This is a genomic window from Candidatus Villigracilis vicinus (assembly GCF_016702885.1).
GTDB classification, from domain to species: Bacteria; Chloroflexota; Anaerolineae; order Anaerolineales; family Villigracilaceae; genus Villigracilis; species Villigracilis vicinus.
This window is the reverse complement of sequence record NZ_JADJDD010000028.1, coordinates 21,058-44,627: the sequence shown is the minus strand read 5'-3', so window position 1 is coordinate 44,627 and position 23,570 is coordinate 21,058. Positions and strand designations below refer to the sequence as shown.

22 protein-coding genes are annotated in these 23,570 nt (G+C 51.0%); 18 read left to right on the top strand and 4 right to left on the bottom strand.

Annotation, left to right across the window (positions count from 1 at the left end):
- Positions 1–9: 9 nt before the first annotated feature.
- Genes IPG80_RS20575 through IPG80_RS20565 form a run of 3 tightly spaced genes read right to left on the bottom strand, consistent with a single transcriptional unit; the run spans position 10 to position 1,805 of the window.
- Complete coding sequence (locus IPG80_RS20575) at positions 10–480, bottom strand: hypothetical protein (RefSeq protein ID WP_345111221.1); 471 nt, start codon at positions 478–480, stop codon at positions 10–12.
- Entirely contained in the window at positions 477–1,064 is a 588-nt protein-coding gene (locus tag IPG80_RS20570; protein WP_345111219.1) for an SDR family NAD(P)-dependent oxidoreductase, read from the bottom strand. The genes IPG80_RS20575 and IPG80_RS20570 overlap by 4 nt, the downstream gene beginning before the upstream one ends.
- A 36-nt stretch (positions 1,065–1,100) precedes the next feature.
- Positions 1,101–1,805: a hypothetical protein gene (locus IPG80_RS20565; protein ID WP_345111216.1), complete on the bottom strand. Its 705-nt coding sequence runs from the start codon at positions 1,803–1,805 to the stop codon at positions 1,101–1,103.
- 129 nt (positions 1,806–1,934) lie between these two features.
- On the opposite strand from IPG80_RS20565, the gene IPG80_RS20560 reads away from it, so the two are divergent.
- Positions 1,935–2,315 (top strand): Hsp20/alpha crystallin family protein, encoded by a 381-nt coding sequence (locus tag IPG80_RS20560; RefSeq protein ID WP_345111214.1) that lies wholly within the window; start codon positions 1,935–1,937, stop codon positions 2,313–2,315.
- 59 nt (positions 2,316–2,374) lie between these two features.
- A complete protein-coding gene (locus IPG80_RS20555) occupies positions 2,375–3,412 on the top strand; it encodes a hypothetical protein (protein WP_345111211.1) in 1,038 nt (345 codons plus the stop codon).
- A gap of 30 nt (positions 3,413–3,442) precedes the next feature.
- Here IPG80_RS20555 and IPG80_RS20550 read toward each other — a convergent pair whose 3' ends face one another.
- Entirely contained in the window at positions 3,443–3,883 is a 441-nt protein-coding gene (locus IPG80_RS20550; protein WP_345111208.1) for a response regulator, read from the bottom strand.
- A 350-nt stretch (positions 3,884–4,233) separates the two neighbouring features.
- On the opposite strand from IPG80_RS20550, the gene IPG80_RS20545 reads away from it, so the two are divergent.
- The 16 genes from IPG80_RS20545 (at position 4,234) to IPG80_RS20470 (ending at position 23,527) form a co-directional block, all read left to right on the top strand.
- Positions 4,234–4,818, top strand: coding sequence for a GNAT family protein (locus IPG80_RS20545; protein ID WP_345111206.1), 585 nt, complete (start codon positions 4,234–4,236; stop codon positions 4,816–4,818).
- 43 nt (positions 4,819–4,861) lie between these two features.
- Positions 4,862–5,857, top strand: a complete 996-nt coding sequence (locus tag IPG80_RS20540; RefSeq protein ID WP_345111204.1) for a GNAT family N-acetyltransferase — start codon at positions 4,862–4,864, stop codon at positions 5,855–5,857.
- 151 nt (positions 5,858–6,008) lie between these two features.
- Positions 6,009–6,380, top strand: coding sequence for a hypothetical protein (locus IPG80_RS20535; protein WP_345111201.1), 372 nt, complete (start codon positions 6,009–6,011; stop codon positions 6,378–6,380).
- 93 nt (positions 6,381–6,473) lie between these two features.
- Positions 6,474–7,076 carry an HAD family phosphatase gene (locus IPG80_RS20530; protein WP_345111198.1) on the top strand — a complete coding sequence of 201 codons (603 nt, stop codon included), beginning with the start codon at positions 6,474–6,476 and terminating at the stop codon, positions 7,074–7,076.
- A gap of 3 nt (positions 7,077–7,079) precedes the next feature.
- Positions 7,080–8,420: a GNAT family N-acetyltransferase gene (locus IPG80_RS20525; RefSeq protein ID WP_345111195.1), complete on the top strand. Its 1,341-nt coding sequence runs from the start codon at positions 7,080–7,082 to the stop codon at positions 8,418–8,420.
- A gap of 265 nt (positions 8,421–8,685) precedes the next feature.
- Positions 8,686–9,492: a DUF4388 domain-containing protein gene (locus tag IPG80_RS20520; RefSeq protein ID WP_345111192.1), complete on the top strand. Its 807-nt coding sequence runs from the start codon at positions 8,686–8,688 to the stop codon at positions 9,490–9,492.
- A gap of 27 nt (positions 9,493–9,519) precedes the next feature.
- Entirely contained in the window at positions 9,520–10,056 is a 537-nt protein-coding gene (locus IPG80_RS20515) for an ATP/GTP-binding protein (RefSeq protein WP_345111189.1), read from the top strand.
- 20 nt (positions 10,057–10,076) lie between these two features.
- Positions 10,077–10,874: an alpha/beta hydrolase gene (locus IPG80_RS20510; RefSeq protein ID WP_345111186.1), complete on the top strand. Its 798-nt coding sequence runs from the start codon at positions 10,077–10,079 to the stop codon at positions 10,872–10,874.
- A complete protein-coding gene (locus IPG80_RS20505) occupies positions 10,871–11,494 on the top strand; it encodes a 4-vinyl reductase (RefSeq protein ID WP_345111184.1) in 624 nt (207 codons plus the stop codon). The genes IPG80_RS20510 and IPG80_RS20505 overlap by 4 nt, the downstream gene beginning before the upstream one ends.
- A 68-nt stretch (positions 11,495–11,562) precedes the next feature.
- Entirely contained in the window at positions 11,563–12,834 is a 1,272-nt protein-coding gene (locus IPG80_RS20500; protein WP_345111181.1) for a multidrug transporter, read from the top strand.
- On the top strand, positions 12,834–13,931 hold the full coding sequence (locus IPG80_RS20495; RefSeq protein ID WP_345111178.1) for an SDR family NAD(P)-dependent oxidoreductase: 1,098 nt from the start codon (positions 12,834–12,836) through the stop codon (positions 13,929–13,931). The genes IPG80_RS20500 and IPG80_RS20495 overlap by 1 nt, the downstream gene beginning before the upstream one ends.
- 80 nt (positions 13,932–14,011) lie before the next feature.
- The gene (locus IPG80_RS20490) at positions 14,012–14,917 is read left to right on the top strand and encodes a response regulator (protein WP_345111175.1); all 906 of its coding nucleotides are present in this window, start codon (positions 14,012–14,014) and stop codon (positions 14,915–14,917) included.
- A gap of 19 nt (positions 14,918–14,936) precedes the next feature.
- A complete protein-coding gene (locus IPG80_RS20485; protein WP_345111172.1) occupies positions 14,937–16,694 on the top strand; it encodes a GAF domain-containing protein in 1,758 nt (585 codons plus the stop codon).
- Entirely contained in the window at positions 16,592–22,363 is a 5,772-nt protein-coding gene (locus tag IPG80_RS20480) for a GAF domain-containing protein (RefSeq protein WP_345111169.1), read from the top strand. Before IPG80_RS20485 ends, IPG80_RS20480 begins: the two co-directional genes overlap by 103 nt.
- Positions 22,364–22,738: a response regulator transcription factor gene (locus IPG80_RS20475; protein WP_345111166.1), complete on the top strand. Its 375-nt coding sequence runs from the start codon at positions 22,364–22,366 to the stop codon at positions 22,736–22,738.
- Positions 22,739–23,527: an alpha/beta hydrolase gene (locus IPG80_RS20470; RefSeq protein WP_345111163.1), complete on the top strand. Its 789-nt coding sequence runs from the start codon at positions 22,739–22,741 to the stop codon at positions 23,525–23,527.
- Positions 23,528–23,570 lie beyond the last annotated feature (43 nt).

Below are 23,570 nucleotides of genomic sequence, written 5' to 3'. Positions count from 1 at the left end.
GGGCAAAAACTACAGATTTTGGGCGCTTTTTAACAATTTCAGGTGTTCTTCCAAATGAGCTAGTCCGCGCTCTGCCCAAAGCTGCAAAGTAAGCTCTTTGCCCAAGGCTTCGTGACTGCTAAGGCGCGACCAAACGCTTTGTGATGCGTTTTTCAATACATCATGTATCTCGTGAATGCTGGCAGAAAATTCACTCAAAATCATATCCAACGGCTCTCGGGGATCGTAGTGTTCTGCCATCCAAACCTCAGGGTCGAAGTTCAGGAACTCCGGCTCATCCTCATTCAATGTGCGGCGGATGCGCATTCCATATACTTCGTGATCAATTCCGCGAACATGAAATGCAAATTGATGCGCCGACCAGCCGCCATTTATGCTCGCAAGCGGATCTGCATACGATTTGCATGCTTCGCAAAATTCACTTGTCGCTTCGTGCAAACGTGCCAGTAATTTTTCGCGATACTCGATCAGTTCTTTCATGCATCCTCCAGTGCTTTTAGTGCCTCATCCAGGTTTGAAACCGAAAATACCTGCACACCAAACGGATTCAATTCCCGACTCAATTGTTGGGATAGCTCTCCCAACCCTGCCTTGCTTGTAAGGAATGCCCCCGCCTCCTTCTCCTTTTCGCCTGCACCTGCAACCAGGTTTAAGATCACACCTGAGCCTTTCGCGCGCATCACCCGCCCCACCGTCTGAGACATTAAGAAGGCGCCCGTTAGGTTTACATCGAGAGTGCGGTGCCAATCCCATTCATCCATATCCAAAAGCCGGTTATGCGGTTCGACTGCCGCATGATTGACCAGAACATTGATCGCGCCGAAATCATCTTCCACGCTTTTTGCCAGCATTTGCGCCCCAACCTTTTTTGCCACATCTTCAACGTAAGCTTTGGCTTGCCCGCCTTTCGCGCGGATGCCCGCCACAACCTCCTCTACATTGATGGGGGAGATGTCGTTCGCAGCGACGATGGCGCCGCGTGCCGCCAGTTCCTCTGCCAGTTTACGTCCAATACCTTTGCCTGCCCCAGTGATCAATACTACTTTGCCCTTCAATTCGTCCATCCTTTCAATTCAAACTGTACCAGATACCGGGTGTTGCTATTCACACACCGGGATCGAATCTTTATTCTCGTTGGCATTCAATGGCATCCCAAAATAAGGCGAAGGATCGTAGGTGTTCTTGATCTCAAGCTCATTCAGGAAATTTCCAAACCCATCATCTTTAACCACCGAAATGTGCAAGTGGACCCCCACAGGGTTCGCAGGGTCACCTGAGTAATTGCCTTGATATCCAAGAAATGTGCCTGCTTCAACAAATACTTCCTTTGTGCCTTGTGGGAATTCAGGCGATACAAAGGAATTTCCATTGGGATCTGCCATGTGGGTATAGTACACCCATATTTGCCGGGACGGTTCCAGCGGGTCTTCAGGCACGCGGATAATGACCGTGGAGATCCAATCTGCCTGACGTGTGAGGTACCCGGAATACGCTGCTACCACGGGCGTTACACCTACATCTGTCCCGCCGAAAATATCCAGCCCGGAATGGCGATGACCCGGTCGAAAGGAATCGTCCCAAATGTAACCGACCATGCCATTGGTCGGGAAAATGAACGGAGCTCCGGCGCATTTCGATCCGCTGGTCATCATCAGGCTGGAGAACGAGGCGGGGTTACGGATCCAATCGATGACCTGTACAGTACGAGCAGCCGATTTTCCACTTCCTTGGGTGAAGTACAAATAAATTCCTGCAACCGCAATGGCAACAGGGATCATAAGAATGGGGAAAGTCTTTTTTGACATCTCAAGAATTATAACTGCCGGGCAGAAGTAGGTAAATTTTCTTACAAAAAACCTACCGATCGTTATTCAATTTCTTACACTGCCGATTTAATATTGGCGCATTGATACAAACAAAAGGAGATATTCAATATGACCCTCTATATTCAACCTTACCCGTTCCGCCGTATGGTTCGCCACACTGCCCAGCCTCAGCCCCGTTCCCTTAGTGTTAACGTCCGTGAGGAAGATGACGCCTACGTTCTCTCTGCCCTCGTTCCCGGCTTAAGCGCCGACGACCTGAACATTCAGGTGTTGGAAAATATCGTCAGCATTGAAGGCGAATACAAGGACGATGAAGCGTCCTTCCTGTTGAGCGAACTGCCGCGTGGAGCTTTCCGTCGCAGCCTGCGAATGCCCGCTGAAATCGATTCAGAAAAGGTCGAGGCAAAGATCGCAGATGGCGTCCTGACGCTTCACCTCCCCAAGGCAGAATCTGCCCGTCCGAAGAAGATCCAAGTGAGAGTTCACTAAAAAAGTAGGTCACGCCAAAAGCGTGACCTACTTTTTTACCGTTATAATTCCCGAACTCTATGTTCTGGAGAAATTCTGTGCGTGTAAAACAAACTCTTTTCGTACTTCTTTTCGTCGCGATTCTGACGGCTTGTGGTGGAAATGACGTTCCGGAAGTTGCCGCCCCTACAGTCGTTCCGTCTCACACTCCGCCGCCATCTGCCACACCCATTCCAACTTTATCCACACCGCTGGCTTTGCTGATTCTGCCATCTGATCTGGATAAAGAGACTTCTGACCTTTATCAGAAAACCGTCTATGACCTGGCGCTTGCCTCCGGTTTTCGTTTTCAAGTTCGCAACGGCATCACACCAGAAGATCTGGCAGACCCTACGTTGAAGGTTGTCATTGCCCTGCCCCCAGACCCGGGTGTGGCAAATTACGCTCCCACAGCACCAAATGTACAATTCCTTGCGGTTAACATTCCCAACCTGACCGCCGGTGCGAATATCAGTGTCCTGGCACCGAACACGCAGGTGGAATTGCCAGCCTTTTTGGCTGGTTATACCCTGGCGATGATGGTCGAAGAATTTAAGATCGGCATGCTATACCCTGAAGGTGAACCCAACGCCCAAGCCGCATTGAACGCCTTTAGTAATGGTATGCGCTATTACTGTGGTTTATGCGAAGGCATCTACTTTGACCCGGTCACATACCCGGCTATATTGGGCATCCCTGCCAGCGAAGACCCCGCCAAGTTCGGTGGTTACGCCAATGTACTTATCAACGATCAGGATGTCTCTGGTCTGTATATTTTCCCATCCATTGCCAGCGATGATTTTCTTTCATATGTTGGTACGCAGGGTGTCTACCTTGTGGGCGTTTCCAGACCGGAGCCGCGCCCCGGCGGTTGGTTGATGACCATTTCGCCAGATACCATCAAGGCTATTCAAACAGCCTGGCCCCAGTTGATCGCTGGTCAGGGCGGGCAGAACGTTCAATCTCCGCTAGGCATAGCAGACGTGGATACAGGCGTCCTTACTGAAGCAAAGCTGCGGCTTGTGCGGGAAACATTAGACGCTCTGATTGCCGGGCGTATCCTCCCATCAAACCCATAAAAAAATGACGGGCATTCGCCCGTCATTTTTTTATACCCATATTTGTTGTGCCGATAGCCTGCGCGGAACGATCCAATCATGCCGTGCCAGCCACGCCAACGATTTGATCAGCAGAGCCATCGGGCTGATGGCGTCGGTGACGGTTTCGTCCACTCCGGCGCGGTGATATTCCAGAACATCAATATTTGTGTGCCCCGAATTTAGCAGCAGAAGCGTACCATTGGTGGTGGCGCGTAATTCTTTGCAAAGCGAAAGGCGTTCTCCATCAGGCAGGTCGATATCCAGAATGATCAGGGTGGGGGAGACTAACCGCGAAGCAGTCAACCCTTCCTGGGCAGTGGGTTCACTGATAACACGGCAGTTTCTCTGTTCGAAAAGGGTTTTCCAAACCCGTGCCATATCCACATCCTGTGAAATGATGAGGACGTTATGCTGTTCAATTTGGTTAGAATTGGGTTTTGTGGTGTTCATGATTACCTCGTTTGATACTATGTTGCTGAAACCGGACAAAAAGGTTCTCTGGTTTAGTCCCCCAAACATCCTGCTTGACGCCCCCTCAATTCACATGATAAACTCTAACTACCTTAACCAAGGAATTTACAAGAAAGGAGCGCACTACCATGTTTAATTTCAAATTCTTCATCGTTTCTGCAGCAACCAGCCCTGCTGGTGTTGATCGTAGTGCGCCTGTTCGTCGTTAGGTAAATCTCAACCTTTACGACCACGGCGCGCCAAGCCCGTGGTCGTTTTTGTTTAACCGCTCAAAACGGCCACGGGAGCATCTCTTGTGACCGTTTTTTTTATTTGAAAAGAAGGAAATCATGTTTACCATTGAGAGCCAATTACTTGAAGCTCAGGATGTCCGTTTAGGTCCCATTGACCATGAAACGCATCCCCTTATCGAATCCAAATGGACTCATGACGCCGAATTCATGTGCCAGATGGAGTTGCGTCCTACACACCCGTTGACGCCTGCAATGGTGCGAGAGCAGTATGAAACTGTCGAGAAGGATGTGACTGAGTTGCAGAACCTGTTCTACTTCACCATCCGCGTTCGGGATGATGACCGCTTTATTGGCAAAGCGCTGATCGAGTGGGTGGACCGTTCCGCCGGCAACGGCTATCTTCGATTGGGAATCGGAGAGCCGGGGTTTCGCCGCAAAGGATACGGCTCACAGGCATTGAGCCTGTTGCTCAGTTACGCCTTTGACGAGTTGGACCTATACCGTGTTACAGCGGTAGTGCCTGCATACAACCTGGGCGCTTTACGCTTGTTCCAGAAATTTGGTTTTATGGAAGAAGTTCGCCGTCGCAGAGTGTTGTACTGCGGTGGCGAATTATGGGACGTTATCGCTTTCGGCTTGTTAAATGCCGAATGGAGAGAATCCAAGCTGGCGCAGGAGTGATGCGTTTCTGTGCCGGATTGAAATGAAATGGAGGTATTGAATTATGAATGAAAATCCGCTTCTTGCCTCAGGGCTGAAGCTGCGTGCCGCTTCCCGATCAGATCTGCACGCTGTAGCAGACCTGATCTATGCCGTGAGTGAAGCCGATGGCGATGTGACCGTCGCCACCACGCCTGAAGAGTTGGAGCATGCCTGGAATGAAGAAGGCTTCATGCTGGAGACCGATGCCTTTGTGGTCGAAACCAGTGATGGGCGTATTGTTGGCTACGAAGAACTTTTTAATGAAAAAGGCTACGCCGACTTAAACGTGGATGGTTATGTTCACCCTGATTTTGAGGGGCAGGGTATTGGCACGGCGTTACTGAAACGTATTGAAGAGCGTGCCACTGAATTGATGAAATTTGCTGACCCTGATCTACGGGTTTTTATGCGTGTAACCACTGATAGCAGGAACAAAGCAGGGCATATTTTGTTCACAGAATTAGGCTATCACCTTGTCCGTTATCACTGGCGAATGGAGATCAAATTGGACACACCTCCGCCTGCATTCAGCCTGCCGAAGGGAATCGAGCTGCGTCCATTCGATATGGAAGCGCATGCCCGCTTGTTGTGGCAGGCGGATAATGAGGCGTTCGGCGAGCACTGGGGCAGCCATGAAACTACATTTGAAGAGTGGACTTTCCGAAAATTCGGTCGCCCTGACTTCGACCCGAACTTATGGTTGGTGGCTTGGGAGGGTGACCAGATCGCAGGCTACTCCCAGAATCGCTTCCGAATGGGCATTGGCTGGGTGGGGACGTTGGGCGTCCTCAAACCGTGGCGGAAAAAGGGACTGGGGCTGGCGTTACTCCTTACCTCGTTCGCAGATTTTTACCAGCGCGGCATGCCAACTATTGGGTTGGGGGTGGATGCCTCGAATAAAACCGGTGCCACCCGCCTGTACCAGCGTGCCGGGATGAGCATTGCCACCGAATTCACTACCTTTGAGAAGGAACTTCGCCCAGGGCGGGCGCTGGAGGATGCCGGGGTACGAGAGTAGAAGCCATTTTGGGAATTCCCTAAATTTGATTCGCAAGGGGGAAAAAATCGGGGTAGAATCAGATTTGCGATCAAATCCACGAAAGGGCGTTCCCATGTTAAACCTTCGTTGTCTTTATTGTCAGACCCCATTTACAGTCGGAAGAGCGGAAATGCTTACCGCGCTTGTTACCATGGATGAAAAGAACCAAAATCATCACGATGCACATTGCCCGCGCTGCCGACGCGCCAACTCCATTTCCCGTCAGCGGATGGAACTGTTCTTCCCGAACTGGCGTGAGGCTGCCAAACAAGCAGCGTCCATGCCTGCCGGTGAGGTTTCGGCTTCTGCCGCGTTGAAAACGGAACCCCTGCCAAAAGCAGTGAAGAGTGCGGCGGTTAAACCCGCAGCCACCAAGAAAGCGGGTGCCAAACCCGCCGCTTCGCGGCAACGCGCTTCAAAGCCTGCGTCTGCTAAAAAGACGACCACATCTTCGAAGGCAACCAAACCGGCTAAGCCGGCTTCGAAACCCAAGAAGAAGTAGTTTTACTGGCTTCAACTTTTGACCCGCAGGTGACCCTCTCATGCCTGCGGGATTTTTTATACCTATTTAGGTCATAAAAGAATGGATCATTGTATGAAACTTCAAGCGGTTTTTTTTGATTTTGGCGGTGTTATTCAGCGCACTGAATATCAGGCTCCGCGCCAACAGTTGGCGCAGCGCTTTAATATGGAATATGAAGACATTGATAATATCGTTTTCAACAGCCCAACAGCGAAACAAGCGACAGTGGGGGAGCTTTCTGTACAAAAACACTGGCAGGCAGTTGCCAAACGCTTGAAGGTGGGCAAAGACCAGATCGCTGCCGTCGAAAATGATTTTTTCGCAGGCGATGTGATCGACCATACTATTGTTGCATATTTGCGCTCGTTGCGTCCGCGTTTGAAGACGGGGTTGATCAGCAATGCCTGGTCAGATATGCGTGAGTACCTCATCCGTAAAAAATTGGACGACGTGTTCGACACATTGACCATTTCGGCAGAAGTAGGTGTGGCAAAGCCTGAGGCAAAGATCTACCGCCTCGCGTTGGAGCAGGCACAGGTCGAGGCAGAGGCGGCGGTCTTCGTCGATGATGTGCCTGCAAATATCGAAGCTTGTGAGAGTCTTGGCATGAAAGGCATTCTCTTTAAAGACCCGCAAGCAGCGATGCAGCAGTTAAGAGATATTTTGAAAGCATGAGTCATGGAAGAAAACTCTAAATTATTTATTCGAGACCTTGGGAATGGATTGCTCTTGAGGCGCGGCTCTGTTGCAGATGCGGCGGCGCTGGTGGACATTAATAGCCGCATGCACAGCGACGACGGACCCGATAAGCCAGACCCAGGCATTGGGGCGTGGATCCATGATCTGGTTACGAAACCACACCCTACCCTGAAGCCGGGCGATTTCACCATTGTCGAAGAGTCTGCCTCTGGAAAGATCGTTTCTACGCTATGTCTCCTTCCGCAGATGTGGACGTTTGATGGTATTGAGTTTGGCGTGGGGCGACCGGAACTGGTGTGTACCTTGCCTGAATTTCGCAGGCGCGGATTGGTGCGAGCCCAGATGGAAGAAGTTCACAAATGGAGCGAATCGCGTGGGCATTTGGCGCAGGTCATAACGGGCATTCCCAACTACTACCGTCAATTTGGGTACGATATGGCGTTGAATCTTTCCGGCGGGCGGAGAGGTTTCGAGGCAAATGTACCTGTTTTGAAAGAAGGTGAGTTGGAACCGTTTAGCATTCGCTCGGCAGGGATGGATGATGTCGATTTTATTTTTCAGTTGTATGAAAAATACGAAGAGCGATTTGGTATCTCGTGCAAACGTACACCAGAGATCATTCACTATGAAATGAGCGACAAGAACGTTTTGAACATTAGTCGTTATGAGCATATGGTGATCGAAGATTTGAAGGGTACACGAGTCGGCTTTTTCGAACACTCTGTTAACTTATGGAATGGTGGAGTGACGTGTCAGTATTTTGCGCTCATCGATGGAGCATCCTGGATGGAGGTGTCGCCAAGTGTGACGCGTTATTTGTGGAAGAAGGGCGCTGAGTATGCCGAGCGCGATTCTCTGCCAAATACATCTTTCGGCTTCAATTTGGGGGAGAGCCATCCTGTATATGAAGTGATGGAAGATAGATTACCTGTCCTTCGTAAACCCTATGCGTATTTCATGCGTGTGCCCGATCTGGCTGCTTTCCTTAACCATGTCAAGCCTGCCTTGGAAAAGCGTTTAGCTGACTCGGTTGCGGCAGGGTATTCCGGTGAGTTAAAGATCGGGTTTTACAAGGATGGTCTGCGTATGGTCTTTGAACGAGGGAGAATTCCCCTCATTGAATCAACCCGACCAGATTCGTATGCCGATGTTTCTGCTGCCTTCCCAGACCTAACCTTTTTGCATTTACTATTCGGTCATCGCAGTCTGGACGAATTGCGACACGCTTTTATAGATTGTTTTGTGCAGGATAATGCAGCGCGCGTCTTGTTGAATGGACTTTTCCCCAAGCGTTTGTCTGCTGTGCTTCCGGTCTCATAATTTGAGTCTTAGTCATCCTGAGGAGCGTTTTTCGCGACCGAAGGGTCTCTACCTTGTGTAAGAGACCCTTCGGTCGCGTTCCGGTTCGCGGAACGATCCCCCAACTACGGGGGAATGAGGCGGCAGGTGTGGAAGAAACGACTACATCGTGGAACTTGGTCCGTTTTTTTACCCATACAAGAGTGCAAAGACTGTTAATTGACGCATTGTGACTTTACCAAGTATAATTTTGCACACTCCCTCGCTGAAGGGATTTAGAGGAATTATGGCGCTGCGCGGTAATTTACGAGACTTTACGATCACACAACTCTTGAACCTCATTAATCTCGCCAACAAAACGGGAACGCTGGTGATCGATGGGGCATCGGAACAGGCGTATGTCTCGTTTCGGGAAGGGAAGTTGGCGTATGCGCGGATCGGCAAGGAAGATGGCAGCCTTGCTTCGGTTCTTTATAAATCGAGCAAGATCAATGCCAATCAGTACAAAGCCATTATTGACCGTTCCGGTCAAATGTCTGATAAGGAATTAGGTTTGTTATTGATCAACGCGGGTTACGTTTCGCGTGATGACATCCTTTTGAATTTACAGGTTTATTTTACAGACCAGATCCGACGCCTCTTCACCTGGGTGGAAGGCGTCTTCCGTTTCGAGAATGAAATGCTCCCGCCAGACGACCGTATCAATGTACGGCTTGACCTGGAAAATATCATCATCGAAGGCTCACGGCAGCTGCGTGAACTGGAACAGCTGCAAGATGAAATTCCCAGCCTGGATATGGCACTCAAGTTCACCGAGCGTCCTTTGACCAATGTCAACTTGAGCGTGGACGAATGGAAAGTGGTTAAGTTCGTAGACCCGAAGAACACCATGCGTCAGATCGCAAAGACGAACAAATTGACAGAGGTGGAGGTTCGCCGCATCGTATACGGATTGTTGCAGGCAGGGCTAGTGGAATTGGTCCGTCCGGCTAATGCACCGACCCCGCAGGCTGCAAAGCCGCTTGCTCCGCAGGAAATGGAAGATAAGAAGAATTTGGTCAATAAACTGATCGGCCGTATTCGCTCATTATAATTTTTTGAGGCCGAAAGGATAGGAATTATGCAAACGGTCAAAATGGTAGTCACAGGTCCCTTCAGCGCTGGTAAGACTCAGTTCATTCAGTCTGTCAGCGAGATCGATGTGGTTGCCACAGAACGAAAGATTTCCTCGGATGAGGAACGCTCCGTCAAATCTGCCACCACCGTGGCGATGGATTTCGGGCGCATTACAGTAGACCAGGATCTGGTTCTATATCTCTTTGGCACTCCCGGGCAGAAGCGTTTCGATTTCATGTGGGAGATCCTCTCTGAGGGCATGTTGGGATTCATCGTTATGGTGGATAGCACCCGCCCCGAGACCTTCCGTGAAGCGCGCTCCATTCTTGAAACTTTCCGCGCCTATGCGCCCACACCCTTTGTGGTCGCTGCGAACAAACAGGATAAGGAAGATGCCTGGGACCTCGAGGATATGGGTCATGCCCTGCGCCTCGATAAAAGTACAAAGTTGCTGCCGTGTGTGGCAACAGACCGCAACTCCGTCAAGACCATTTTGCTTGAATTGCTGTACAGCATCATGAGCGAGATGGAGGGGAAATAGCGGGCGGGTGATTTCTTGCCGTGTCTTCAATTACAACTGATCAAGGTATCGTTCATTACGAGGTTTTTGGCAGGGGGAAGCCTGTCATCCTTTTGCATGGTTATCAAGGTTCCTGGGGGCTTTGGCAGGAGACCATGGCATATTTGGGAGCGTTTTATCGCACCTACGCTCTTGATTTTTGGGGATTTGGGGAATCGGGTACCAAACGTTCTACATATGCAGTAAAAGATTTTGTTGGTCTTGTCTATCAGTTCATGGATCAACTGGGTATTGTACGCGCTCCGTTGGTGGGGCATAGCATGGGCGGTACGGTTAGTTTGATGACCGCCATTCAACATCCCGATCGGGTGCAAAAAGTGGTCGTGATCGGTTCGCCCATTTCCGGGTCTTCGCTTTATTTCTTTCCGCGGGTGTTTGGGTATCGCGCTTTCGGTTGGTTGACTTATCATAACCTGTGGATCTACAAAGGTTTTTACCGCATCCTTTCCCCTTTTTATTCGAAGGACAAGAATTGGGCGCAGATGATGGACCGCGATGTTTCACGAACCTCCCTTGAGGCGTTCTTTTCCAGCATTGGTTCTCTGCGCCGCACAGACCTACGCCCAAGCCTGCACACGATCCAGTGTCCGGTGATGGGCATGTACGGTGATACGGATATTGTGGTTAACCCCAACCAGTGGAAGCCCCTGCTGGATGGCGTTGCCAATGTCCGCGTGGAACGTTTCAATAAGGCGGGTCACTTTATCATGTTGGATGAGCCGATCAGTTTTAACCAGAAACTAAAGAATTTCCTCGACGAAGATATTCCTGCCTCATGAGTGAAACAATTTATCATTACCCCAATAAAATGGGAAGGATCATCCTTCTCGGTATGGAGGAAGTGATTGGTAAGGGCGGCTTGGATGCCGTCCTGAACATCGCTTCAATGGATGATCTGGTAGTCTCTCATTCGTCCGCAGTCAACGAGCGGACGTTTTCTTTTGAAACGGTGAGTCAGCTTCATCTGGCGTTGGAGCGGGTCTACGGTCCGCGCGGGGGGCGAGGGCTGGCGTTGCGAACTGGACGTTCCAGCTTCAAATATGGGATCAAGGAGTACGGTTCCATCCTTGGGTTGACTGAGATGGCATTCCGTCTGTTGCCGCTCCCGACCAAGTTGCATACGGGTGCGCGTTCATTTGCCGACCTGTTCAACAAGCAAACCGACCAGCAGGTGCGTGTAGAAGAAACAAACACCCAGATCTTTTGGCATATCGACCGTTGCCCGCTTTGCTGGGAAAGGACGGCGGAAGAGCCGGTCTGTCACTTGGCGGTTGGGCTTTTGCAAGAGGCGCTGTACTGGTTAAGTGGGGGGAAGGTATTCAGCGTGGAAGAAACCGCCTGTCATGCACGCGGCGATGCCTGCTGTACGATCACGATCCAGAAAACCCCTTTAACCTAGTAAAATCGCAATCATAATGCCCTTTTTATGGCATGCCTTAAGGCACGCTTTGATTTATAATTCCAACTATGTTAAAGATCATCCTTCATGCGCCGAATCAGATCATGCCGTTTTGCGAACCTGCGCGTGAACTTCGGATCCAAAATTCTCCGCTTTGGCTTCATCAGCGCAACCTGCTTGCCCCATATGTGACTCGTGAAATGGAACTAAAGCAGGGGGAGCGTCTTCAGCCGGTACGCGAACAAGCCATTGTCTACCGTGATAACCTATTTTTTGATGAACCATTTATCACAGAGTTCATGAAACAGGCTTTGAAGTTAAACCGACCCGTGCGGGCGGCGTTCCGGGCAGATGACCCGGCTTTCCGCGAGCACGCCTTGCCGCTTTCAATATCTTATACGCCTGCAGGGAGTTTATATCTCGCCGACCTGTGGTATTACCCCAACGGACCGGTGGCGGGCGCTGAGCCGCTTGTGATCGATATGCAAGCGCGCGAGATCGGTTATTATCACGTTCCCACCTATATGGGTGACCAGAGTGGCGACCTTGTCTTCCAAGTGCCGTTGCGCTCCTTGATCGCGATTGACTCCTGGGTACATATCTTTATTGCCGATATGGTTTTCGGGCAATTTGCACGCGGGGCACGGTTTGAAAAGCGCCTCAATGAAGACCTTAATTTTAAGTTGAAGATCCTTGGCAAAGCTATTTTTGAGGGACGTCAGGTGTTGGAATGTTCTGAGTTGGTGAAAGTGGGTAAAGGTTGTGTTATCGACCCAAGCGCCGTGATCCATGGACCAACGATCATTGGCGATAATGTGACCATCAATGCGGGGGCAGTCATTGAGAACTGTGTTATTGGTAATAATGTCAACGTTTCTCAGGATGTGCAGTTGATGCTTTCAGTAGTGGGGGATGGTGCCTTTTTGCCCTTTCGCACCGCTCTGTTCATGACGACCATTATGGAAAATACCATGGTGGCGCAAAATACCTGTCTGCAAATGTGTGTGGTGGGGCGGAACACCTTTATTGGTGCTGGTTCTACTTTTACCGATTACAACTTGATCCCTGCTCCGATCCGCGCACGGGATGGGAACGGCGATTTGAGTGTTTCCAATCGCCCGGTATTGGGCGGGGCGGTGGGACATAATTGCCGCATCGGTTCTGGTATGGTTATTTACCCGGCACGCACAATTGAGTCAGATGTGGTGTTGGCGGCTTCGGTAGAACGCCGTGTGATCGACCGCGATATTACCTTTGACCAGAGCGACCACCACAAACAAAAGCTTGCACACCTGCACCAAACCCCATATCACAAGAAATCGAAGGCAGAGTCCTGGTAATGGATAGTTTCGCGTTCATCATTCACCCCATCGATCCCAAGCGCGATGTCAGCCGAAAATACCCGTTCTTAGGGAAAGTGCTCAGTGAGCGCCAAATCGACTTTTTTTCCACTTTTTTCCCTCCAGTCTACATTTCAGAGATTGAGGGGATCACCTCTCAGGCTACGGGCAAGCAGATAAAGGGCTGGTTCCTTGCATGTCCGTATACTCCCAGGCGCATGATGCAGTTGCCGGAGCGCACGGTCTATCGTAAAATTATCCAGACAGGTCACGCGGCGGAGAAGCTTGGCGCCAATATTCTCGGGTTGGGTGCGTTTACCTCGGTGGTGGGGGATGCCGGTGTGACCATTGCTAAAAACCTCGAAATTCCCGTCACTACCGGTGATTCGTACACAGTGATGATGGCGGTGCAGGCTGTCCGTGAGGCGGCGAAGGTCATGGATATCAAGATGACAGAGGCGACGGTTGCCGTTGTCGGAGCCACCGGTTCCATTGGGCGCGTCTGTGCTGAAATTTTGGCTGGAGAGGCCGCCCGGACCTTGCTCATTGCCCGGGACGAGAAAAAACTTGAAGCTCTGCGCGACAGGCTCAAGCCCCAGGCGCGAAGCGAGCTTGTCATCAGCACGAAGATGGATGTATTGAATGAGGCGCAGCTGATCCTGACGGTGACGAGCGCGATCCATGATGTCATCCATCCGGAGCATTTAAAGCCCGGTAGTGTGGTTTGTGACGTGGCTCGTCCTCGCGATGTTTCTGCAATGGTCGCGGCGGTGAGAGATGATATATTAGTGATTGACGGCGGCATGGTGGATGTGCCCGGTCCCGTCAATTTCCACTTCAATTTTGGTTTTCCGGAAGGTAAAGCCTACGCCTGTATGGCAGAGACGATCGCCTTGGCGTTGGAAGGAAAATTTGAAGATTACACGGTAGGTAAGGAATTTACGCTCAGCCGTGTGCAGGAAATCACTTCGATCGCTGAGAAACATGGGTTTCGAATGAGCGGCTTCCGCTCTTTTGAACGAGAAGTGACCGAGGAACAGATCGAAGCCGTCCGCCGTAATGCCCGTCGTGGACGTGCTTATAAAGTACCGAAATAAACAACGCAAAGAACAGTGTTGCTTGAGCGAATTTTCAACCTACGAATTGAAAAATTTTTGACAAGCGGCAGGAGGCTTAAATGGGAACTGCTCGCCTTTTGGTAGTGGAAGACGATGTCGACATTGCCAACATGCTAAAGATCTATTTCACGGGATTGCAATATGATGTTGATGTTGCCAACCGTGGACGTGACGCGCTGGAGAAAACCCGGCAGGTCTTGCCGCACCTGATCGTGCTGGATATCATGCTGCCGGATATCGACGGGTACGAAGTCTGCCGTACCTTGCGCACCAATACACGCACCAGTCATATTCCAGTCATCTTTCTGACGCAGAAGGACGAGCGCAGTGATAAATTGCAGGGTTTGGAACTTGGCGCGGACGATTACATTACCAAACCATTTGATATCGAAGAGTTAAAACTACGTGTGCAGGGTGCCATTCGGCGCGCAGAACGTGAAAGCCTGACAGACCCGCGTTCAGGACTCCCAGCAGGGCGCTTGATCGAAGAACAATTGCGTCGCATCATCCGTGAGAAATCGTGGGCGCTCCTAGATCTGCGGGTTAATAATTTCGAAGCCTTTAAGGATGTGTATGGTTTTGTGGCAGGTGACGATGTTATGCGTTTTGCTGCCATGCTGATCGGTGAAGTGGTTGATGAATTAGGGACCCCAAATGATTTTATTGGTCATGCTGGTGGCGATAACTTTATCATCATCACGACCAATGAGGCAGCGCCGTTGATACGCCAGAAAATTAAGGATCGTTTTGCAGAGGAAGTGCAGAGCCATTACAACTTTATCGATCGCCAACAGGGATTCATTCAAGCTCCCAAGGCTGAAGGCGGAGTTGAAAAGATCGGGTTCATGACATTTTCAGCGGGGCTTGTCTCACCGGAATTGCATTCTTTTGCGGATATCCGGGAAATCACAGAGTTGGCGGCTGAAGCCCGAAGGCAAGATGCGGCGACTGCTACCAGTGCCTAGTTAAGCGAGCTTTTTTCCAATGTCAATTGGGTTAGGTGTCGGTGTGTTCATCGCCGGGCTGGTGATCGTTACACTGGCTCTGTTGATGTTACGCATCCTGTCGCGAAGTCAATCTGCCCGTCACATTGACCCAGGTTTTTCAGCTGCCCCATTAAATATAAATTCAAAATCGAATACAAAAGAAGCGGTTATTGTTCTACAGCCAGGCGGGCGTGTGGAATATATCAGTTCGGCGGCACGTGTATATTTCAACCTGCGGGATGACGAATCGTTCGACCTTGAACGCCTTGCCCGGCATGTGCGTCCCTCGGATGATTTCATTGACCTGTGCGTGACGCCCGGCGCAAAGCGTGTTTCCATTGGCGGACGCCCTGCAGAACTCGCCTCGTATGAAGTGCCCGGTGTGTATCCGCGCATGCTTATTTCTGTGCGTGGAAAGGAAGCTTCATCGACAACAGGAAACAGCGATGAAGGCTCGAACGAGATCCTACGGGTTGCAACCGAGTTCAGCCAGGGTATTGCCGAGAGCCTCGACCTGGCAACTACCGTTGGTTCCATTCTCGACCATGTCGGGCGCCTCGTTCCTTCGGATGTGCTGGAGTTGAAATTGTGGAGCGAGGAACGTAACACACTCATCCCCTTCCGTCACCAACCCCCGGGCGCCACTCGCGTGGTTACTGCCGCCCTCTCAAGGTTCGGTGGTCTCACCGAACAGCTGGCGATGAAGCGCGAACCGGTTATTTTTAATGATGTCGACTCGATCCAGCGCTATGCCGTCAGTGGTGAGTTGAATCCGATCCATTCTTATATGGGCATTCCTTTGATGTCAGGCGGTGAACTGGTCGGCACGCTGGAGATCGGACAGTTAAGCAGTGGGGCATTCGGGCAGCATGATCTAAATATCCTGCACCTGCTCTCCGGGCAGGCGGCGGTAGCTATTCGTAACGCGCGGCTGTTCGAAGAAGAACAAAAGCGTCGCGCCGAATTGACGGGGCTTGCGAACTTAAATCAGGTTCTTGGCTCTGTGCGCGATCAACAGGATGTGATCACACGTCTGGTCGAAAGTATCGCTCCAGTGTTCGAAGCCGAGATCATCGGCTTTCTCCTTTATGATGAAATTAAGCGGACCCTTGAAGGCAAGGTTCCGTTCCGCGGTTTACCTGCTCATTTTGTTGAGATTTATCGTGCCAATATTCCAGCAGATAGCGCTGCCGATGCGTTGATCGTTGCTCAAAAACCGATCATTACCACCAATGCAATGGAAGATGAATCCTGGCGGGCTCTCGGACTGGCAGATGTAGCAACCGCAGCCAGTTTGCGTGATGTGGTTTTGATGCCGCTTCTTTCTTCGGGACGCATGCTCGGCTTTCTGCAAGTGGGTCATCATTCTCGAGGTGTGGTGGCATTCAGTGCTGAAGAAGTTCGTTTGATCAGCATTGTTGCGAATCAGGCAGCTTCCATCATTGCCAATATTCTCCTTGTCCAGCAGACACGTTCCCGCGCACAGCGCGCAGATGCTCTTAGACGCATTGCCAGCCTTGCAGCTTCTTCTGCCACGTTGGATGAGATCCTAAAGTATTCGGTGCAGGAGCTGGCACGTCTCTTTGGCGCGGATACCGGTGCGGTCTTCCTGCTGGATGAAACGCGCGGTTTGCTGTTCCTTAACCACCTTCGATGTATGGAGTTCCACAAGAGATCGGAGCTTCCTTCATTCAAATATTCCTGGATGATCCGGAATACCGTTATACAGTTTCAGGGAGCAAACGCCCCTTCCTGACAGGTCGCATGAGTACGGACCGACGTATTTTACAGGCTTATCGTCCTTTGGCAACTGCTCTCGCGATGGAGTCAGCCATTGTGGTTCCGTTGGTTGTGCGTGACCACAGTGTGGGTGAGTTGATGCTCGGAAGTAAAAAAGCTGATTACTTCAATTCGTCTGACTTGCAGGCGGTTTCCACTGCTGCGGGTCAGCTTGCGGCTGCGGTTGAATCAGCTGGGCTGCTTGCCCAAACTGATGATACCCTGCGCCAGCGCGTGGAACAGCTTACTGCCATTACCCGTGTCAACCGGGAATTGGTTTCTTCACTAGACCCGAAACACTTATTACATATCCTGCGTGATGAGGCAATTCGTATTGCGCAGGCAGATTGTTCTTCGATCATCCTGTTGGAGCAAAATGGAGCGCCCTTCGAGCCGAACATTCAGCTGTTTACTGGATGTGAGCGGCCAGATATGCTTACATCCACAGAGCGATCGGTGATAAAGAGCGGCGAGTTGTTGGTTATATCAAATTATTCGCATGATGCCATCCTTTCTCCACATGAAAGCGCTGTCTCCGGGGTTATTTTGCCGATCATGTTCCAAACCCGCATACTGGGGTTAATGACCGTTCATTCGAACCGCCCCGGCTTTTTTACAGCGGAGCGGGTGGAACTTTTACAAATGCTTGCGGCGCAGGCTGGCATTGCCATAAATAATGCCTATCGTTACCAGATCGAAAAGCAACATAGCGAATTGATGCGCCGTCGTGCGGAAACACTCGTGCGCCTGACGGATGTCAATTACAACCTGGGTCACGACCAGCCCCTTGATCAGGCATTGCAAATGATCGCCCGCGGCATTCGCGATACAACTCCATTCCGGGTGGTGTTGGTCAGCATCGTTGAAGCAGAAACGAATCAATTACGACGCGTTACTGCTGTGGGACTTTCGCCGGAAACATGGAATGAACTTTCTGCACGCAAACAACCTCTTAGCAGCTTGCAGCAGCTCATGCGCCCTGAGTTCAAGACCAGCAACTCATATTTCATTCCCGCTGACCAGACTCCCGTCATTCCGCCCGATGTGCATCATGTTACATTGGATGTTTCGGCTTCCGCTGCTAAAAATGTTAATGCCTGGCACCCTGATGATTTCCTCCTGATCCCCCTCGAAAATTCAGAGGGACAGGTGATCGGGCTTATCAGCCTGGATGATCCCTCTGATGGATTCCGCCCGGATAAAGCGGCGATCGAAACGGTGGAAGTATTCTCAGCTCAGGCTGCGTTGTTGTTGAGTAATACCATGCGGCAATCCGACCTGCGCTCCCGCATTGATCAATTATCTTCAGCGTTTGAACGCCAGCAGAAACTCATCAATATGGCAAAGGATGATCTGCCGATCCTGCTTCGAAAAGATCTCGAGCAGACCATTTCGCTTCACAATCTAGACCGGCGTGCTCAGCGTGTACGTGCCGGTTTGGCGATTACTGAATCTGTCAGCCGCCAATTGGATGCCGGTTCGGCTCTTTCTGCACTTGGGCGTGAAACGCTCACTCAACTTGGGATGTCCGTTGCACTCGTTGCAGAGAATACACCAGATGGTTCGCGTCTTTTACATGTAATGGGGAGTCTGCCGCGTGCTACGAATGTTGAAGCGTTATTTGGTCAACGTAATCCGCTGCGTGCCTGTTTGCAAAGCGGGGTTCCCATCCTCATTCCGAATCTTGATGAAGATGATGAATGGCGTGATGCCTCCCTGCTAACCTCCCTGCGCGCGAAAGGGGTTATCTGTCTACCCATTGTGGTGGAAAATAAGCCTGTGGCTGCCATGCTGGCGACCAGCCCTGAGCCAATACCGTCCTTCACAGATGAAGACCGGCATGTCTATACACAGATCTCGCAGCAAACCTCCGTTATTTTGCAGAACATCTCGCTCTTGAATCAGACGCGCCGCAGGTTGGACGAAGTGAACCTGCTGCTCGAATTCAGCCGTGGTTTGTCTGGCATGGATTCTGACTCTGTGGTTGGTTCTCTGCTCGAAAGTGCTCGCCGTGTTATTCCGCATGCCCATGCGGGTGTAGTGTTGGTTTGGAACGCAAAATCTGAGTATCTTGTTCCCCGTGCTGTATCAGGGTATGCCGATAATGACAGCATGTTGAAGATCAATTATCGTATCGGTGAAGCGCTGCCAGGTACGGCGTTTATGAATCGCAAGGCGCGCCGGGTGGATGAAATCAACTTCCCGCGTGATTACAACCTTACCACTGAAAACCTTGCCCTTTATCGCCAGGCAACCGGCGGGCGTTTGCCGGTATCCTGCTTGATCGTACCCATCGTGGCTGCTGACCAGAACCTTGGTCTACTTGTGCTTGATAACTTCAATACTGTCGCTGCCTTCCGCCCTGACGATGAGACCTTGTTGATCTCCCTTTCTCAGCAGGTGGCACTCTCGCTTGATAATATGCGTCTTGTGCAAACGTCGCAGGAACGCGCAGGACAATTACAAGCGCTCAATGATGCTTCTGCTTCGTTGACCACCAGCTTGAGCACAGACCAGTTGATTAATTCCCTGCTCAATCAGTTGGGACCTATCCTGCCTTTCGATACAGCCACTTTATGGCTGCGCGATAAAGACCGCCTGACAGTGGTATCCACCCGCGGTTTTTCCGATGTGGAGGAGCGGCAGGGCTTGTCCATCTCCGTAACGGATAGTGCACTCTTCAAAGAATTGGCTCAAACTGGTCAGCCCATCTTTGTCAAGGATGTGCGCGAAGACCCGCGCTTCCCGCCGGTGGATGCGCCGCGCCTTTCCTGGCTCGGTATTCCGCTTATTTATAAGAATGAATTGGTTGGCGTACTGGCTGTGGAAAAATGGCAGTCGAATTTTTATACCCGTGAACAAATGCAAGCCGGGTTGACGTTCGCCAGTCAGGCGGCCGTATCGCTGGATAACTCGCGTCTGTTTGAAGATAGTGTAAAGCGTGCCACCGAGTTGGATCAGCGTTCCCAGCGTTTGACCGCCTTAAACCGTTTCACATCTGTCCTGACCCGTTCGTTGGATACGGATCAGATCTTGGCTGCAACCGCCGAAGAATTGCTGCAAGGTTTGAGTGCCAGCCGCGTTTCCATTGTGACCTTTGAACGTGGACAAAATTATTGGAAGTACACATCGCCCCGCATTCGCGCTAAGCTGCCGCGCATCCTGCCGGATGCGCCCATCTTCAGCCGCTTGCGTGAATCACGCGGTATCTTCAACACGGATGATGTCCGCAACGAGCCGGATCTCGTATCCGTTTTGGAAATGTTGGGCGAGAATGCCAGGGCATTGCTGATTCTGCCTCTCACCAGCGGGCAAAGCCTGACCGCGTTGGTATTCGTTCAATTGATCGGCGATGCACGTTTTGGGATTAATGAGTTGGAAGTGTCACGTACGATCACCAATCAGGCAAGCATCGCATTGGAAAATGCACGCTTGTATCAATCTTCAGTGCGTATGGCAGACCGCTTCGCAGTCCTTAATGAGACCAGCTCATTGGTGAGCGCCAGCCTGAATCCTGAAGAAGTATATGTATCTGTACATCACGCAGCGGAACGGTTATTGCCGCTCGATTCGTTCGTTATTACTCTTTTGAACGCAGCCACAAACGAAGTTGACCCTGTTTATCTTTTTGATCGTGGAAAACGCCTGCTTGGGGAACGCGTTCCCTTTGGGAAGGGTTTAAGTAGCCAGGTGATCAGCTCGGGTAAACCTTCGTTAATTGCCAATGCAGCTTCCATGTCCAGGTCTGATTTTGTGGAAGCAGGCGAAAATGACGAAGAAACTAAATCGATCCTTGCTGTTCCCATGATCTTGGGTGGACGGGCGCTCGGCATGCTATCTGCGCAAAGTTATCAGGCGGATGTTTATACGGATGAAGACACCCAACTTTTAGGCACACTTGCAAATCAGGCGATCGTTGCCATTCAGAACGGACGTTTATTCAACGAAACCCAAACCCTGGCAGCTGAACTTGAAATGCGCGTTTTGGAACGCACTGGGCAGTTGCAGCGTGAGAAGCAGAATACAGATACTCTCTTGCGCATTCTCACCGAAGTTTCTTCCAGCCTCGACCTGGATCGAGCGTTGAACCGCACGTTGTCTCTCCTTAACGATGCCAGTGGTGCAGAACAGGGCACGATTCTTCTCGTCCATGCTGAAGACAATCTGTTGCATTACCGTGCCGGGTATGGCTATTTGTCAGACCGATCCACGTCTTCGAACAAAGGCTTTACCTTGAAGATCGGCGAAGGTTTGGCAGGCTGGGTTGTGAAGCATCGTGAATCGGTACTGATCGGCGATCTGTTCGAAGATCCGCGCTGGGTACGAAGTACAGCCACGGGTCAAGATCATCGAAGTGCGATTGCGGTTCCCATGTCTGTAGGGGAGGATGCCATTGGTGTTCTTATGGTTTTCCACCGCGACATGAATTTCTTCAGCCCGGAACTGCTAAACCTTGTGACTGCGATTGCTGGTCAGGTGGCGGTAGCGATCAATAATGCCCGCCTCTATGAATTGATCCGTGATCAGGCTGAGCGTCTCGGCTTGATGCTGCGCAAAGAGCAGGTAGAAGCCAGTCGCTCACAAGCCATCCTTGAAGCGGTGGCCGATGGCGTATTGGTCACTGGCGCAGACAATCATATCTCCTTTGTGAACTCCTCCATCACCCGCGTTCTAAATGTGGATGATGCTCAACTGTTGGGAAAAACCTTGGAGAATTTCGCCGGGCTATTCGGCAGTTCCTCTGCCGCATGGACAAAGACCATCCGGCGTTGGTCGGAAGACCCTTCCACATACAAGATCGGTGAAATGTATGCCGAACAACTGGAACTTGAGAATGGACGCATTGTCCTTATCCATCTTGCACCAGTGATCCTTATCAATGATTTCCTCGGCACTGTGTCTATCTTCCGCGATATTACGCGCGAGGTGGAAGTGGATCGCCTGAAATCTGAATTTGTGGCGACAGTCAGTCACGAATTGCGAACGCCCATGACGGCCATTAAAGGCTATGTCGATATCTTGACAATGGGTGCCGCCGGATCCCTGAACGAGAACCAGATGCACTTCCTCGAAGTGGTCAGAAATAACATTGACCGGTTGAACATCCTCGTGAGTGACCTGCTTGATATTTCCCGCATTGAATCAGGCCGCGTAAAACTGGAACAGGGGTCGGTTAACCTGTATGAGATCGCCGAAGAAGTGGTGTCAGAGGTGTTACGCCGTTCGCACAACGAAAGCAAACCCATTGCCCTTTCGTTGGATGCGCCAAAAGACCTTCCGCCTATTCAAGGTGATGGTGCGCGAGTGCGCCAGATCATTAGCAATCTGGTCAATAACGCTTTCAATTACACCCCCGAGAATGGTGCGATCCTTGTCAACATCCGCCCTGAAAAGAGCGAAGTACAGGTGGATGTGCAGGATAGCGGCATTGGCATCAAACCTGAAGACCAGGCACGCGTTTTTGAACGCTTCTATCGTGGCGAGCACCCGCTGGTTCTTTCTACGCCAGGGACCGGGCTTGGCTTGCCCATTGTTCGTCAGTTGGTCGAGATGCACAATGGACGTATTTGGATGAAAAGTACAGGCGTGCCGGGTGAGGGCAGCACATTCTCCTTTACCCTGCCCGTCTATAAAAACGGAGACTAAATGGCAAGAATCTTGATCGCAGAAGACGAACCTGATATTCGCGAATTGGTGGCATTCACCCTGCGTTTCGCCGGGCATGAAGTGACCACTACCTCGAATGGTGAAGAAGCATACCTTAAAGCACAGGAGATTATCCCCGACCTTGTCATGATGGATGTACGTATGCCGCGCATGACTGGCTATGATGCCTGCCGCGCAATGAAGCAGATCCCATCTCTAAAGGATATTCCTGTGGTATTCCTTTCTGCCAAAGGGCAGGATGCTGAAATACAAACCGGGCTTGATGCAGGTGCAGAAGAATATCTACTCAAACCGTTCGCCCCCGACCAGCTTGTGGAACGGGTAAAAGCGATCCTTGCGAAATTTGGAAAATAAATGAGCGCGATCATTCTTGACGGTTCGATGGTGCATTATGAGGCGTTGGGACGCGGGCGTCCCATCATCTTTCTGCACGGCTGGGTCGGCTCGTGGCGTTATTGGATCAACGCCATGCAAGCCGCCTCGACATCGTTCCGCGCCTATGCCATCGACTTGTTTGGTTTTGGCGATACGATGCGTTCTCCTGATAATTACACGATTGCCAAACAGGCACTGCTATTGGAGCGCTTCTTGAATGAAATGGGTATCGGCAAGGTTGCGCTCGTTGGGCATGACCTTGGGGCACTGGTTGCTTTCGAATACCTCAAGAAACACTATGAAAGCGTTGATCGCATGATGGTGATCGGTGCACCGCTTCAGTATGAATTGATCGCCCCTCGTATGCGGACTGCCCCTGTTACCGAGCTTGCCGAATGGTTGACCGGAAAACAGCCTGAAGCCATGACCGCCCTTTCTGACGCTTCCAAAGTGGATCCAGCAGCTATCAGCGCTTCGATGAGCAGTTTGCAAACCGAAAGCATTTTTCCGCATGTCCGCAATTTCGGTGTTCCCTGTCTATTCGTATATGGCGCAAATGATCTTGCATTTACCACCGTGCCAACACAGGAAATCAATAACTTACCGATTCACATGCACCAGATCAACCTGGAAGGCTCCGGGCATTTTCCCATGCTTGATAATGTCCCTCAATTTAACCGGTTATTGGTGGACTTCCTAGCGCTGGACTCAGGGGTCAGCCCAAGTGAGCTGCAAATGAAGGAAGAGTGGAAACGCCGAGTACGATAAAAATGCCGTGAGCCCAAACTCGCGGTATTTTTTTACTTGACAC

Bases quoted from the DNA above. Each gene is read 5' to 3' on its own strand.
- IPG80_RS20565 (WP_345111216.1), bottom strand. From the start codon at position 1,805: ATGTCAAAAAAGACTTTCCCCATTCTTATGATCCCTGTTGCCATTGCG.
- IPG80_RS20505 (WP_345111184.1), top strand. From the start codon at position 10,871: ATGAGTGAAACAATTTATCATTACCCCAATAAAATGGGAAGGATCATC.
- IPG80_RS20485 (WP_345111172.1), top strand. From the start codon at position 14,937: ATGTCAATTGGGTTAGGTGTCGGTGTGTTCATCGCCGGGCTGGTGATC.
- IPG80_RS20530 (WP_345111198.1), top strand. From the start codon at position 6,474: ATGAAACTTCAAGCGGTTTTTTTTGATTTTGGCGGTGTTATTCAGCGC.
- IPG80_RS20475 (WP_345111166.1), top strand. From the start codon at position 22,364: ATGGCAAGAATCTTGATCGCAGAAGACGAACCTGATATTCGCGAATTG.
- IPG80_RS20515 (WP_345111189.1), top strand. From the start codon at position 9,520: ATGCAAACGGTCAAAATGGTAGTCACAGGTCCCTTCAGCGCTGGTAAG.
- IPG80_RS20555 (WP_345111211.1), top strand. From the start codon at position 2,375: ATGTTCTGGAGAAATTCTGTGCGTGTAAAACAAACTCTTTTCGTACTT.
- IPG80_RS20495 (WP_345111178.1), top strand. From the start codon at position 12,834: ATGGATAGTTTCGCGTTCATCATTCACCCCATCGATCCCAAGCGCGAT.
- IPG80_RS20525 (WP_345111195.1), top strand. From the start codon at position 7,080: ATGGAAGAAAACTCTAAATTATTTATTCGAGACCTTGGGAATGGATTG.
- IPG80_RS20575 (WP_345111221.1), bottom strand. From the start codon at position 480: ATGAAAGAACTGATCGAGTATCGCGAAAAATTACTGGCACGTTTGCAC.
- IPG80_RS20535 (WP_345111201.1), top strand. From the start codon at position 6,009: ATGCTTACCGCGCTTGTTACCATGGATGAAAAGAACCAAAATCATCAC.
- IPG80_RS20470 (WP_345111163.1), top strand. From the start codon at position 22,739: ATGAGCGCGATCATTCTTGACGGTTCGATGGTGCATTATGAGGCGTTG.
- IPG80_RS20570 (WP_345111219.1), bottom strand. From the start codon at position 1,064: ATGGACGAATTGAAGGGCAAAGTAGTATTGATCACTGGGGCAGGCAAA.
- IPG80_RS20540 (WP_345111204.1), top strand. From the start codon at position 4,862: ATGAATGAAAATCCGCTTCTTGCCTCAGGGCTGAAGCTGCGTGCCGCT.
- IPG80_RS20480 (WP_345111169.1), top strand. From the start codon at position 16,592: ATGTATGGAGTTCCACAAGAGATCGGAGCTTCCTTCATTCAAATATTC.
- IPG80_RS20550 (WP_345111208.1), bottom strand. From the start codon at position 3,883: ATGAACACCACAAAACCCAATTCTAACCAAATTGAACAGCATAACGTC.
- IPG80_RS20520 (WP_345111192.1), top strand. From the start codon at position 8,686: ATGGCGCTGCGCGGTAATTTACGAGACTTTACGATCACACAACTCTTG.
- IPG80_RS20490 (WP_345111175.1), top strand. From the start codon at position 14,012: ATGGGAACTGCTCGCCTTTTGGTAGTGGAAGACGATGTCGACATTGCC.
- IPG80_RS20500 (WP_345111181.1), top strand. From the start codon at position 11,563: ATGTTAAAGATCATCCTTCATGCGCCGAATCAGATCATGCCGTTTTGC.
- IPG80_RS20545 (WP_345111206.1), top strand. From the start codon at position 4,234: ATGTTTACCATTGAGAGCCAATTACTTGAAGCTCAGGATGTCCGTTTA.
- IPG80_RS20560 (WP_345111214.1), top strand. From the start codon at position 1,935: ATGACCCTCTATATTCAACCTTACCCGTTCCGCCGTATGGTTCGCCAC.